The 14,029-nt window shown below is 39.8% G+C and carries 13 protein-coding genes; 5 read left to right on the top strand and 8 right to left on the bottom strand.

Annotation, left to right across the window (positions count from 1 at the left end):
• Positions 1 to 94: 94 nt before the first annotated feature.
• Positions 95 to 2,587, top strand: coding sequence for a TonB-dependent receptor plug domain-containing protein (locus M2R48_RS15595; RefSeq protein WP_262086662.1), 2,493 nt, complete (start codon positions 95 to 97; stop codon positions 2,585 to 2,587).
• Positions 2,588 to 2,691: 104 nt separating this feature from the next.
• Positions 2,692 to 3,903, top strand: a complete 1,212-nt coding sequence (locus tag M2R48_RS15590) for a lipase family protein (protein WP_262087511.1) — start codon at positions 2,692 to 2,694, stop codon at positions 3,901 to 3,903.
• A 158-nt stretch (positions 3,904 to 4,061) separates the two neighbouring features.
• On the opposite strand, the gene M2R48_RS15585 is transcribed toward M2R48_RS15590, so the two are convergent.
• A complete protein-coding gene (locus tag M2R48_RS15585) occupies positions 4,062 to 5,153 on the bottom strand; it encodes an LLM class flavin-dependent oxidoreductase (RefSeq protein WP_004717504.1) in 1,092 nt (363 codons plus the stop codon).
• A gap of 317 nt (positions 5,154 to 5,470) precedes the next feature.
• Here M2R48_RS15585 and M2R48_RS15580 point away from each other — a divergent pair, with 317 nt between their 5' ends.
• Positions 5,471 to 6,541 carry a sigma-54 interaction domain-containing protein gene (locus tag M2R48_RS15580; RefSeq protein ID WP_004717502.1) on the top strand — a complete coding sequence of 357 codons (1,071 nt, stop codon included), beginning with the start codon at positions 5,471 to 5,473 and terminating at the stop codon, positions 6,539 to 6,541.
• 42 nt (positions 6,542 to 6,583) lie between these two features.
• Here the strand turns inward: M2R48_RS15580 and tatC are convergent, their stop codons facing one another.
• From tatC to M2R48_RS15545, 7 genes are all read right to left on the bottom strand, one after another.
• The gene (tatC, locus tag M2R48_RS15575) at positions 6,584 to 7,321 is read right to left on the bottom strand and encodes a twin-arginine translocase subunit TatC (protein WP_262086661.1); all 738 of its coding nucleotides are present in this window, start codon (positions 7,319 to 7,321) and stop codon (positions 6,584 to 6,586) included.
• The gene (tatB, locus tag M2R48_RS15570; RefSeq protein WP_262086660.1) at positions 7,318 to 7,734 is read right to left on the bottom strand and encodes a Sec-independent protein translocase protein TatB; all 417 of its coding nucleotides are present in this window, start codon (positions 7,732 to 7,734) and stop codon (positions 7,318 to 7,320) included. The genes tatC and tatB overlap by 4 nt, the downstream gene beginning before the upstream one ends.
• Before the next feature lie 13 nt (positions 7,735 to 7,747).
• Positions 7,748 to 7,963: a Sec-independent protein translocase subunit TatA gene (locus M2R48_RS15565; RefSeq protein ID WP_004823388.1), complete on the bottom strand. Its 216-nt coding sequence runs from the start codon at positions 7,961 to 7,963 to the stop codon at positions 7,748 to 7,750.
• Positions 7,964 to 8,059: 96 nt separating this feature from the next.
• A complete protein-coding gene (locus M2R48_RS15560) occupies positions 8,060 to 8,815 on the bottom strand; it encodes an ABC transporter ATP-binding protein (RefSeq protein ID WP_262086659.1) in 756 nt (251 codons plus the stop codon).
• Between the two features lie 30 nt (positions 8,816 to 8,845).
• The gene (locus M2R48_RS15555; RefSeq protein ID WP_262086658.1) at positions 8,846 to 9,634 is read right to left on the bottom strand and encodes an ABC transporter permease; all 789 of its coding nucleotides are present in this window, start codon (positions 9,632 to 9,634) and stop codon (positions 8,846 to 8,848) included.
• Positions 9,634 to 10,473 carry an ABC transporter permease gene (locus M2R48_RS15550; protein WP_004717490.1) on the bottom strand — a complete coding sequence of 280 codons (840 nt, stop codon included), beginning with the start codon at positions 10,471 to 10,473 and terminating at the stop codon, positions 9,634 to 9,636. Before M2R48_RS15550 ends, M2R48_RS15555 begins: the two co-directional genes overlap by 1 nt.
• Before the next feature lie 3 nt (positions 10,474 to 10,476).
• Positions 10,477 to 11,550 (bottom strand): ABC transporter substrate-binding protein, encoded by a 1,074-nt coding sequence (locus M2R48_RS15545; RefSeq protein WP_056518007.1) that lies wholly within the window; start codon positions 11,548 to 11,550, stop codon positions 10,477 to 10,479.
• A gap of 315 nt (positions 11,551 to 11,865) precedes the next feature.
• On the opposite strand from M2R48_RS15545, the gene M2R48_RS15540 reads away from it, so the two are divergent.
• Positions 11,866 to 12,999, top strand: a complete 1,134-nt coding sequence (locus M2R48_RS15540) for an LLM class flavin-dependent oxidoreductase (protein WP_151956368.1) — start codon at positions 11,866 to 11,868, stop codon at positions 12,997 to 12,999.
• 191 nt (positions 13,000 to 13,190) lie between these two features.
• The gene (locus M2R48_RS15535) at positions 13,191 to 14,018 is read left to right on the top strand and encodes an energy transducer TonB (RefSeq protein ID WP_262086657.1); all 828 of its coding nucleotides are present in this window, start codon (positions 13,191 to 13,193) and stop codon (positions 14,016 to 14,018) included.
• The last annotated feature ends 11 nt before the right edge of the window (positions 14,019 to 14,029 follow it).

Raw genomic sequence — 14,029 nt, 5'->3', positions numbered from 1 at the left:
ATTTTTTATTTTTAATGACAAGTTTTTGATATTCAATAATAAAAATTTTGGCATTGGCTTTGCTATATCGGTGCAGATCGTTAAGGAAGCTTATATGCGTACATATTTTTCTCAATTCATTCTTCATTCTTCTGTTTTTGCGTTCAGTACACTTACCGCCTCAATCACTTTGGCAAATGAACAAAGGCCTGTATCAGAAAAAGAGGATGTCGTGACATTGCAATCAGTTGTTGTAACGGGTTCTCGGCGAGCTATCAATAGTGCTTTAGAGGCTCCTGCTCCAGTAGACATTGTGACAGCCAAAGAACTACAAGAAACAGGGGCAGGTGATCTTGCCGCTGCATTAACACGCTTATCGCCGTCAGTGAGTTTACCAACATCACCTGCGGGTGGTTTCGGTGCATCGGTGCCGCCGAGTATTGCATTGCGAGGTTTATCTGCAGATCAAACCTTAATTTTGATCAATGGTAAACGTCGCCATACAGCGGCTTACTTCACTCGACAAGCGTATGCTGGGGGGAGAGGTGCTGCGGTAACAGATTTAAGCCTAATCCCGATTAGTGCCATTGAACGTATAGAGATTTTACGAGATGGTGCCGCAGCTCAATATGGTTCTGACGCGATCGCGGGCGTGGTTAACATTATATTGAAATCACGTGATCATGGTGGTGGCGTGAGTTATCAAACTGGAGGCTATACACAAGGGGATGGTGAACAGCATAAAATCAATCTTTGGAAAGGCTTTGAATTACCCAATGATGGTGCTTTAACTGTTGCCGTAGATTTAGGAAAGCGTGAAGCTGCAAGTAATACTGCACCAGATACGCGAACATTTTATGATGGTTCAACCCAAGCCCAATATACCGAGCAGAACACACCATTTAGAACTTGGAAATTTGGTTCTCCTGAACAAAAAGACCAAATCAATATCACTGCGAATTTAGATTTACCTTTAACTGATGAAATTGCCTTGTATGGTTTTAGTAGTTATGGGCATCGTAAGACCATCGGGGAAAATTTTTATGAACCTCCAACCACCAAAACAGTACTGAATCAATCCAGTTATTTTAAGCAACGTTATCCTGATGGACGCTCACCTTTGAGTTTAGTCAGTGTGGATGATTTTGCGACCACGTTTGGGGTTAAACAAGGCAACCAGACTTTAGGGAAATATGACCTGTATGCCACTTATGGACAAAACAAAGTCAGCACTGAACAAGGCAATGGTATTAACCCAAGTTATGGTGCAGATTCACCCTCTCATTATGATTTAGGGGAAAACATTTTTGCCCAACTCAATACAGGACTGGACTATAGTCGTGATTTTGCAATTGATGGTTTAGCCAGTCCATTGACTGTTTCGACGGGAGCGCTATACCGTTGGGAACAATATAAACAAAATGCAGGCGACCCGATTGCCTATACCCGTGGACCCTATTTTAATCCAAGTACGGCTTTAGGTACGGGTATCCCAGGTATATACGCGGGTATTACAGATCAAGACCAACGCAAAATTAGTCGAGATGTGTACGGCATTTATTTGGATCTCGAAGCCGATATTGTAAAAGATTTAAATGTTGGTGCTGCCATTCGAACAGAAAAATATTCAGACTTTGGCTCGACAACCAACGGCAAACTCTTTGCCAAATATGATATCTCTCCGCAGTTGACCCTTCGTGGATCTGTCAATACAGGTTATCGCGCACCGTCATTAGCCCAGCAAGGATACTCCGCTTATAGTGTACAAACGGTGCAAACTCCGACAGGTTGGCAAGATGTACAGCAAAGGACTTTAGTTGCGGGAAGTGAAGCGGCTTTACTGATTGGTGGAACTTCACTTAAGCCTGAGAAATCCACCAATTATTCTTTAGGTTTGGTACTCAAACCATTTATCAATACCTCTGCAACTTTAGACCTTTATCAAATCGATATTCGAAATCGTATTTTACTTTCTGACAATATTACTGGCAGCGTGATCAATAATGCTTTTGCAAATACGCCGTATGCAAATATTGCCAATGTGGCGTTTTTTAATAATTTATTAGATACGCAAACGCGTGGTTTGGAGTTCGCGTTAAAACATGATCTTGATCTTGAACAATATGGCAAGTTAAAGCTGAATTTAGGCTTGGCTTATCATAAAAATAAAATCACTGACAGCCGAGACTCAATCACTGCAAAAGGTGAGCGAATTCCAGTCTCTAGTATTGCTGGTCGAAATACCCAAAGCCTAATTGAATCTACAGCGCCAAAAACCAAATTAGCATTGGGTGCACTTTGGTCAAATCAAGCGTGGAGTATCAATGCCGCAGTCCGTCGTTATGATAAATGGACCACCTTAAATAATACCAATACTTCATTGGATCAGACCTTTGATCCGCAATGGATTGCTGATTTGGACTTTGGCTACAAAGCAGATGCGTGGGTAAAAGGGCTAAAATTCAATCTGGGCGCAAATAATTTATTTAACAGTTACCCAGACAAAGCCAAAGACTCATCTGTAGGGAACATCGTCAAATACAGTTTTAATGCGCCAGAAGGTGCCTTTGGAACGTATTTATATGGCCGTGTAAGTTACGACTTTTAAATTAAAAAATAAATTTTTAAAACAGTTTTTAAATAGGTTTCAAGGTCATGAAAATGCAAAATACTTTTATATCTAATGTGGTTAAATCCGTTTTTGTCGCAAGCATACTAACGTCTGCTGGAATGGCAAATGCCCAGCAAGCCCCACAGCCTGAAGATCGTTATGGGGATGGACGTGTTTCAGCATTTTATACATGGAAAGCTGCGATTCCAGAACAAGCTGGAAAACTGTTAAAGACAGAGGACATCAGCAACCCTTATATCCGTTTGGACAATGATAGTACGGCCATTCGTATTTTATATAGTTCAACAAGTGGAAGGGATAGTAAGACCCCCATTGTGGTTTCTGGGACAGTACATCTTCCTAAAGGTACGCCACCGAAAGAAGGTTGGCCTGTTGTGTTATGGGCACATGGTACGGTTGGTCTAGCAGATGCCTGCGCACCTTCTTGGAATGGACGATCTTATCGAGATGTACAATATTTAAACCGATGGTTAAAAGAAGGATTCGCTGTAGTAGCAACTGACTATGAAGGACTTGGTGTGGCTGGCCCGCACTTGCTGATCAATAATCCAATGCTTGCTTATAGTATTTTAGACAGCGGTCGAGCTGCGCTTAAAACGAAATTACCTCTAGCAAATCGTTTTGTTATTGTGGGGCAATCTCAAGGTGGGGCAGGGGCTGTTTCAGCTTCAGCTTATTCAGCAACCTATGCACCAGAGTTAAATATTAAAGGATCTATTGGCACAGGGGTGATTTATCAGGACCCCGAGGCAACAGCTGAAAAGAATCAGTTAAAGTTAAATCCTTATGAAGTCAGTCCATCCTTAGCATATGGTATTTATAGTTTTCTAGTGACGCAAAGCTTATTTCCTGAAATCAAAACTGAAGATATTTTTACCGCTGAAGCAGTACCTTTGGTGGAACAAGCAAGAAATGCCTGTTTGACCAGTTTTATGGGAGATATTCAAACAGCAGGACTTTCACCTGCGCAAGCCTATAAGGTGAATCCACCATCGATCTATAAAAAATTACAGGAAAAACAATCCAATGATTATGGCTATTACCCGACCTTAAAAATCAATCATCCATTATTTATTGGCACTGGGGCAAATGATCGTACACCAGATGCACGTAATCAAATGAAGTTGGTGGCGGATGCATGTAAGGCAGGTATAGTCGTTGAAGGGCATTTGTATCATGGATTGGGACATAGTGAGACAGTGAATGCTTCCCTACAAGATTCTATTCCATTTGCCAAAAAGGTGATTGCAGGGGAGAAGATTCAGTCCATTTGCAAACCAGATTTACAATAGAAAATCAGAAGAAAATAACCATCCCTCATAATGATGCTCATGGTTATGACAAGCCCTCATAATGATGCTCATGGTTATGACAAGACCTTAAATTAGCAAGCAATAAAAACCGCTCATTCAATCCGATTAAATGAGCGGTTTTTATTTAGCTTGAGGACTTAGGCAATCTGTTTGTTTCGCTTGGCCGCCTCAGCTCGTACCGCAGGAATAATATAACGACCATAGTCCACAGTATCGTAAATTGGATCATAACCACGATTTAAAAAGGTGGTGACGCCCAGATCTACATAATCAAGTAATGCGGCAATAATCGTATCAGGCGTTCCGACAAGGGCGGTGGTATCACCATAGGCCCCAACTGCGCTTGCAGTTGGCATCCATAAGGCTCGGTCATGGCGATCACCTTGTTGTGCTGCTGCCAGTAACCGTTGTGAACCTACGCCTTTAATTTTATGTCCCGAAAGTGAGCCATTATTTTGGAACGTTGGATTTTGCTGAATATCAGCTAAAATTTGTTGTGCTCGTTGCCATGCGAGTTGTTCTGTTGGCCCAATAATAAGACGTACTGATAAACTGACCTGAGGCTGGGGTTTATTGGCAGCTTCTGCTGCCTTTTTAAGTTTATTTATCTGCTCTTTCACGCCCGCTAAGGGCTCACCCCAAAGCGAATAAAGATCTGCATGACGCACTGCGATATCGTAGGCAATATCCGAAGAACCACCGAATGAAATCGGAATAGAAGTTCCATTGACCGGTTTTAAAGGGCAGAAAGCATTTTCCAGTTTAAAGTATTTGCCTTCATAGTGAATCGGTTGCTCACTTTTCCAAAGCTTTTGGATGATATCTAGATATTCCCCCGTGCGTTCATAACGTTGAATTTTATCAACAATATAATCACCTTCTTGCGGTTCAGCGGTAATTCCCGTAATGGCATGTAAACGAATGCGTCCTCCGCCAGTGGTATGGTCCAGTGTGGCAAAGGAACGTGCAGCCAGATTAGGCGTCATCAGCGCAGGGCGATGTGCAATCATAAATCCAAGTCGTTCAGTCTGTTGTGCCAGATAAGCTGCGATTTGGGTACTATCAGGGCTACTTGGTCCATTGGCGATTAAAACTTTATCAAAGCCTGCATATTCATGTGCACGAGCATGATAACGTAAATATTCGAGATCAATTTTATGACCAATTCGGGTTCCTTTGGTTTCAGACCATTGATTTGGAAAAACCATACCCACAAACTCTATGCTCATCATTTAACCTATGCTGTAAATTTTAAATAAAAGAGCAAAATAGATGCCAAATAGTGAGGGGAGATAAAATATATAATTTTTTCAAAAATATTATTGTAAGCTGTTTATATATGATCAATTGATAGACATATTGTTTAAAAAGCAACATTGCATAAAAATAGAAATATATTGATTATAAATGCATAAGCAAAAACGCCTATTAAATCATTCAATATATAAATTTAGGATTAAATATCTGTAATTATTATTTATCAGCTTTGTAATAGAATTGTACTATTCTATTTTAATATCCTCCTCAGCTATTTAAAGGGTTAATTATGAAATCCTATTTGGATAATGATTATAAAGTAATTACCTTGCCTGATAATGGTGTGCCAATTAAGCCAATAAGAGCAAAAGCGATTATATTTTCTGATCAAAACTCTCGTAAGCTATTAAGCCAAGTTGAAACCATTGCACCAAGTTCTGCCAGTGTGATCATCCAAGGTGAATCAGGTACAGGTAAAGAATTAATCGCACGTGAAATTCATTTGAAAAGTGATCGCCAAAATAAGCCGTTTCTTGCTGTCAATTGTGGTGCTTTAGTTGAAACACTTGCAGAATCTGAATTGTTTGGTTATGAAGCAGGCGCATTTACGGGTGCGCATAAGACACGCCCTGGTATTTTTGAAACAGCCGACGGCGGAACTTTGTTCTTGGATGAAGTGGGTGAGTTGCCGTTGTCTTTGCAAGTAAAACTGTTACGTGTATTGCAAGAAAAGGAAGTTGTTCGGGTCGGTGGACGTAAACCGATCCCGATTAATGTACGCATCTTGTCTGGTACACATGTTGATTTGCGTAAAGCTGTCGCGGAAAATAAATTCCGTTTAGATTTATACTATCGCCTAAATGTGGTTGTGCTAAATATTTTACCATTGCGAGAGCGTAAGGGTGACATTTTGCCTTTGGTGGATTTTTTCTTAAACTCCTATTCGCAAAAGATGATTACGCCGAAACCCAACATCAGTGATCGCGCCAGAAATGCGCTGCTCAACTATAGTTGGCCGGGAAATATCCGTGAGCTTGAAAATAATATCCATTATGCACTGCTCATCAGTGGTGGCAAAACCATTGATATTGAACATTTAAGGTTTTCAGAGGAGGGTGGCTCAAGCGTTTTACCAGATAATGATTTGATTCAAGAGTTTGAGGATGTACTCAAGCGTTTATTTCAAGAATATGATGGTGAAGCATGGCACATCATTGAAGATAAAATCGTCAATACCGCTTTTTCAAGTTGCTGGAATAATCAGGTTAAGACTGCAAAAATGTTAGGACTGTCGCGCAATGTTTTACGTAATTTGTTATCAAGATATAATTTATTACCAAATAAAAATGAAATTGTTTAATTGGGCTGTGCAATAGAAACATCCATTTTACCCATGGATGTTTTATTTTGGGCTGGTCATTTTTGTGATCCATAAACCAAGTTCAAACAAAAGCCACATTGGTACTGCCAGTGCAAGCATGCTAAAAATATCAGGAGGTGTAATAAACATTGCGATAAAGAAAAACAAAACAATGATGTGTTTACGGTAATGTTCCAATTGTTGAATAGAAAGAATACCAATAAAAATAAGAATGTAGGTGAGTACAGGGATTTGAAAGGCGATACCAAAAGCCAGAAAAAGCTTGAGACAGAAATCAAGATAACTGTTGATATCAGTCATCGGTAAAACATTATCTGGTGAAGCTAAGACAAAGAAGTTTAACGCCAAAGGCAGAATCAAATAATAGGCAAATAAGATGCCAAGATAAAATAAACTGATGCTGGAGAGCACAAGCGCCATGCCAAATTTTCTTTCACTTTGATATAGAGCAGGTGCAATAAAGCGCCAGAATTGATAAAGAATAAAGGGAATCGCCAATAAAATTGCAAAATAAATATTGAGTTTAAAGGGCGCTAAAAATGTACTCATCACATCTGTAGCTATCATGGTTGAATTTTTAGGCAATCGGGATATTAAGGGTTGAGCCAAAAAATGATAATTGTGTTGTGCAAGGGGCAATAATAGTAAAAAAATAGTTAAGACTGTAGCAATGCTATAGATCAAACGCTTTCTAAGCTCTTTTAAATGTTCGCTATATTTCATTTCAGTGAGTGTTTCACTGAGTATTTGTTCGGTCATGCAGCTTGATCCTCACGCAAGATATTGGATGATGTTGTGTAAATTAAAAAGGGTACTTTTAATTCACGCGCAGAGATTTGATAAACATAATCATGTGTGGGATAAGGGGGCGCTTGATGTGCTATAGCAACAGCGCTATGTACACTTTGGATTTCGTGTTGCATTTGTGCAAGCTGCTGTTTGAGCAGCTCTTCGTTTTGTTTTATTTTGAGCAGCTCTTCTTGCATGATCCTTTTTAGTTCAAGCAATTCCAGTTCATTTTCTAACTCTAGCTGGATTTTGTTAAGATTATTTTTAAGGGCTCTATATTTAAGTAATCCCATCCTTAATGTTTGAGGGAGCTTTTCAGGTCCCAATATAATCAGTGCAATAACAGCAAAAGCCAAGAGTTCACCAAAACTGATATTGAACATAATGATTTAGTACTCACCGGTTAGTGTTTTTTTCTTTATTTAAATCGAGATGATGGATTTCTTTAGGCTGATTTGTTTCAGACAGTTTTTGATCATCAGAATGAACCGAGTCTTTAAAATCTTTAATTGCACCACCTAAATCCTTACCTAAGTTTTTAAGTTTTGATGTACCAAATAATAAAATAACGATCACGGCAAATAATAATATATGCCAAATTGATAAACCCATTTCATATTTCCTTAATAATTTAAAACGTGTTGATATAAATATCATGCTTGAATATATTTTCTAAATAATATTTATATCGATGAATATTCGATTTCATTATGCGCTATGGTCCAGCATATTGAGTGCTTGATTACGATAGTTAAATAATAATTCGCTGTCTTTATGTCTTGGATGGGTCAAAGGAACTTGAATGATTTGTTTAATTTTTCCTGGTCGAGCAGACATTACGATCACACGATCACCCAGATAAACCGCTTCTTCTATATCATGTGTAACTAGAATCATGGTGATCTTTTGATCTTGCCAAATACGTTGTAATTCAGTTTGCAGATGGCTACGTGTAATTGCATCTAAAGCACCAAAGGGTTCATCTAAAAGTAAAATATCAGGCTGATTAACCAAGCCTCGTGCAATCGCTATCCGCTGCGCCATACCACCCGATAGCTCATGTGGATAAGCATTTTCAAAACCTTTTAAACCCACCATTGTAAGATGTTCTGCCACACGGGCATTTTTTTCGGCACGGCTTAAGTCGGTTTCTTCGAGCGCTAAATGAATATTTTCGGAAACACTGAGCCAAGGCAATAGACGGTGCTCCTGAAAAATTAAACCTCGTTTTAAATCTGTCCCTTGTATTGGTGTTTGATTCAGTAAAATCTCACCTTGATAGTCTTTATCTAATCCTGCAATTAAGCGCAACAAGGTCGATTTACCACAGCCACTGCTTCCGACAATAGAAATAAATTCTCCTTGCTGAATATCGAGATGAATACCATCTAATACTGTGAAAGTTTGTTGATCTCGATAAAATGATTTATTGAGTTTTTTAATCGAGAGTAAGGAAAAGCTCATATCAATATCCTGATGAGATGGGTGATTCAGTTAAACACGCCATTGCAGTAGTCGTTTAGAAATCAAGTGAATGCAAAGCGTCATGCCAATACCGCTGAGGGTGACCGTGATTGCACACACCAACAAAATATCCATTTCGGCATTGATTTCAGCTTTCATCATTAAATTGCCTAAGCCTGCACCAGCATTGAATAACAGCTCACTGGCAGTTGTGGTAATCCATGTAAAAGGCACCGCTAAATTCAACCCCGTTAAAATATATGGGAGAGCTTGAGGGAAACGGATTTTTTTAAATTCCTGCCAAAAAGATAATTTGTAAATACGAGCGACTTCACTGTATTTCTGGTCATAATGACTTAGCCCTTGAAAGCTGTTAATCACCATCGGGAAAAAAGAAGCAAGCGCAATAATAAAGATTTTTGCCTGCTCACCATTGCCAAACCACAGTGCAATCAATGGGGTTAAACCAAGTAAGGGTACTTGGCGAATGCTATTAAATAATGGTGAAAGCAAGGCATTTAAAATTTTTGAATAGGCAAGTAAGGCACCGAGTAGTAGCCCTGTTGTCGAGCCAAGTAAAAACCCCAGTCCAGCTTTTTTAAGACTTCCCCATGTGTTTAACCATAATTCACCTGTTTCAAGCAGCTGAATAAAAGCAAAATACACCTTCTGTAAAGGCACAAATGCATAGGCATGACTGGCGCCTAAACTTGAATTGTATTGCCATAAAGCCAGTAAAAGGAGCGGTAGCAGCAGACCTTTGATCAAGATCAGTGGTTGCGCAAAAGCACTTTTTAAGTTCAGTGGATGCTGTGACATTATTTCCCCCTTGAACTCAATGCAGGTGATACAAGATATTGTTCGAGCTGACGTAAAGTTTTATCTAAAGCAAAACCAATGATTCCTGTAATAAAAACTCCGACCATGACAACGTCTAAACGTAACATTTGTCGTCCGAGCTCCATCATTTGACCAATGCCAGTGCCTGCAGCAAGTAATTCAACGGCCACCAAAATCAACCAAGCACGACCTAGAGCAATCCGCAGTCCACCGATTAATGGTGGGAGGATGCAAGGGATGATGATGTATCTCAACCATGCTGGAGTTTTTAGTTTGTAGATCTGGCCCAATTCAATATATTTTTTAGGAATATTTCTAACAGCATCAGCTGTTGTGAGTGCGATTGGAAAAAAACAGGCTTTAATAATCAGTAAAATTTTAAATAGTTCACCAATTCCAAAAACCAAAATAAAAATAGGAATAAGCACAAAGATTGGAATTTGATAAAGGATATTGAACAAAATATAAGTGTAATTTCGGAAAGAGGTGAGAGATGCATAGGCAATGCCAAACAAAATCGCACAGGTGGCCGCAATTGAAAAACCCATCAGCAGTCGAGAAAGGCTATCTTTTAAATGCAGTTGTAGTTCACCACTTTGCAACAAGGCAAGAAATGTCTGCCATACCGTTATAGGTGGCACTAAAATTTGGGTTGGAAAAATCTGTAAATAGCTAATCAATTGCCAAACCAGTAACGCCAAGATGGGTGAAAGGAATGAGAGCAAGCGATAGACCTGCTCAGAAGACAATCGCCTCCATAATGGTGCTTTGATCGCCACGATTTTTTTTTCGATAAGCGGATTTACGAGGATTTTCATGACCTAGTTTCCTTGCTTATGTTGAATATCAAGTGTTTGTAAATTTTGAATGGCTTGACTGGTAAACTGAGCATTGAGCAACTCTTCAGCTTTGATTGGCGTTTGAATCAATTGGTTTTTTACAGCATGGTCGATGACTTTTGCATAATGCTGTTTAAGAAAATCCACTTGGTACTCAGGTGACCAATCTTGTTGCCAGTTACTGCTGGTATTTTGACTTTCGCGTTGAATCACACTTAGAGGCTGACCAAATTTGGTTTGGCTTTGTTGGAATTCATCTTGATGCTGTGAAATCCACTGCATTGCCCGTACTGTCGCATCAGCAAGTAGTTGGGTTGTGTCTGGATGTTGATCCAGATAAGTCTTGCGTCCCCATAGTTCAGCACGCATTTTCCAGTCAGCGGGTAGACTTTGCGATGACCAAATAATTTTGCCAAGATGGCGATCTTGTAAAGTGAGCGCATCACTTAAGGTAAAAAATGCATCGACGCTTTTAGCGGATAAAGCAGCAGCTCCCGCCTGTGGATTGAGATTGATGATTTGAAAATCTTTAAGCTTTAAACCTTTGCTCTGTATCAATTGAGCAAAATTAATTTCCCAAGGACGACCACGATGTAAGGCAATCTTTTTACCTTTGAGGTCCTCAATGGTTTTGATGGGTGAATCCGCTGGAACCACCAAATAAACATTATTACCGACTCCGCCAGGGACGACAATTTGTGTTCTAACACCAGTGGCATTGAGTACTACCGCAGGAAGATTGCCATAAAAAGCAAAATCAATTTTATTGTTGATAAAGCTTTCATTGACTAAGGTGGCCACAGCCGCAGTGGTTACAGGTTCCCACTTTAATTCAATATTTTTCTGCTTTAATGCTTTTAGAAAAATGGGGTCCTGTGCAATAAGTTGTGGTACACCAATAAAGTCCAGACCGCCAGAAGTTCCATTGGCCACAACCGCAATACGAAGCTGTTGTTGACTGGTTTTACTTTGGTTTGGATCTTCGGTTTTGTGTACGCCACAAGCAACCAATCCTAAAAGACTAAAACTTAAAAAAAGACCAGAAAAAATACGCATATCATCATAAAAATCTAGAAATATAAGGGGATAGAGCAAGAACCAAGCCAAAATAATTATTTTATATAAATCAGTTTGTTATGTTTTTATGATTGGTGTTATTTGAATGGATCAAACAGGTTATGTTGTGAAACCGACAGTATTGGATGGATAAGTGTTGAAATTTCAACACCATGTTTAGCTGGGTTTTTATAATATTTAGATAAAACAACAATATAGATGAATTCAATATTGAATAAAAAACGGCATGGTTTCTGCTCATGAGTTGTATCACTCACGATAGCGTGTAAAACCTTTAAATTATTGAGAAGTATTATGTCTGTTGAATTTTTGTGGAGAATCCCTGTGCATGGGGATGGTCGTCGAGCACATCAGTTACATACACGAGGTGAATGGAACCAGCTGAGCCCAGCAGTACAATCCCCTCAACGTGTGGCACCTCAACATCAAGATGAATTGTTTGCCTACTATGATTATGTACAACAGGTAGCAAAAGCCGCAGATATCGTGGGTTTTCACGGCGCATTGATTCCTGCTTTTCCACATACTGAAGAACCGTGGGTGCTGGCATCGGCATTGGCAAGAGAAACCAAAAGACTCCGATTATTGATTGCGATTCAACCTTGGTTTATCCATCCTGCATACGCAAGCCAAATGGCAGCAAGTTTGCAGCGTCTCAGTCAGGGACGGGTTGAATGGAACGTGATCTCAGGTGGCGGTGGGGCACAGCAACGCGCCTATGGTGATTTTATTGAACATGATCAGCGCTATGCGCGAACCAATGAATTTTTAGAGTTTGTAAAAGGGTATTCGCATCAGGCACCTTTTGACTATGATGGAAAGTTTTTCCATGTTGAACAAGGTGGTTTGAAATATCCAATGAATCAATATGACGTTCCTCGTTTGTGGTTAGCGGGAGCAAGTCCAGCGGCACTGCAAGTTGCAGGTCGGCATGCCGATATCCACTTAACCTGGGGGGAACCTGTTGAACAGCAGAAAAAAGTGATTGAACAGGCGCGATCCTTCCTTGCACAAAATACCCCAGACCATAAGGTAAAGTTTGGTATGCGTATTGATATTTTGGCACGCCCCACACAGGAACAAGCGTTTCAAGAACTTAAACAGATGTATGAAACCATCGCTGTTGATGGCAATGCATTTGAACGTAAAGATACTGAGTCGGTTGGTGCAAAACGTCAGCAGGCCTTAGCACAAGGCAATCGTTTTGAAGACTTATTTGTCAGTCCAAATGTTTGGGCTGGTATGTCAAATGTAAGGGGTGGGCCAAACTGTATTTTAGTGGGGAGCTATGAACAAGTGGCACAGCGCTTACAAGAATATATCGACATTGGTGTTGGGCATTTTATTCTCGCCAGTAACCCACATTTGGAAGAAGCATATCGGGTTGCTGAAGAAGTCTTACCCTTGGTTGGATATAAATTAAAATAATAAGTTTAGATCCCTTTGAGATATCAGAGGGATCTTGTTGTTTCAACAGCATAGAACTGTCTTAAAACCAACAGCTTTGCTGACAAATCGAAGAGTGTTTTTAATTAAATTTATAAAAATTAGTGGCTTATATTGTTGGCATGACTTGTGCAATTTTCAATACAGTATTTTATTTTTTAGTTTAAATTGCCATGAGTGAACGAATATTTAATCCCCATCAGCGGGCGTTGCTATTTGGGCAATATGCATCTGCTTCAACTGCAACTGGCATATCAGACCCATTTACACGACATCATTTGGATGTGAGTCAATCACCTCCAGCAAAATTGAATAAATTGTGGATCGCGATCATTGCGGTTGCTGTAGCACATTTGGGTATTTGGTATATCGCAAAACAATTACCGACACCAGCTTTGGACATTGCAAAGCCAGAACCCGTGGTGATTGAAATTGTCAAACCAGTGGAACCACCTAAAGTCATTGAACCTAAAATTCCACCAGTGACGCAAAAAACCAAAATTCCGCCTGTGGTCGAAAAACCAAAACCGATTGCGAAACCTATCGAACAGCCGAAACCTGTTCAAAAAACTGTGGAGCAAGCCAAACCGATTGTAAAACCCATTGCGCAAGACACAGTTCAAAAAACTGAGGAACCTGTTGTAAGCAAAAAACTGAGCACTGAACCTGCTCCAAAAACAGCAGAACCAGTGAAGCCTGTTGATGACAATTTACCTGTGACAGAAGCCAAGGGTTATGCAGGTTATCTAAGCAACCCCGCAGCAGAGTACCCAGAACAGGCCTTAGAACGTGGTTGGGAAGGCTCGGTGATTTTAAGGGTCAAAGTATTGCCAAACGGTAGCCCAGATAGCGTAACGGTCAAACAAAGTAGCGGCAAAAAACTTTTAGACAGTGCGGCTGTAAGAACAGTAAAGCAATGGAAATTTTCACCGGCCTTAAAAGGTAAAACACCTGTTGAAGGTTGGGTTGATGTTCCAATTCATTATCAATTACCGAAATAAACTATTTTAAA

The sequence above is a fragment of the Acinetobacter sp. I-MWF genome (genome assembly GCF_025433935.1).
Classification (GTDB): domain Bacteria; phylum Pseudomonadota; class Gammaproteobacteria; order Pseudomonadales; family Moraxellaceae; genus Acinetobacter; species Acinetobacter guillouiae.
Note: the sequence above shows the minus strand (reverse complement) of the source record. Positions and strands in the feature narration are given on the sequence as shown.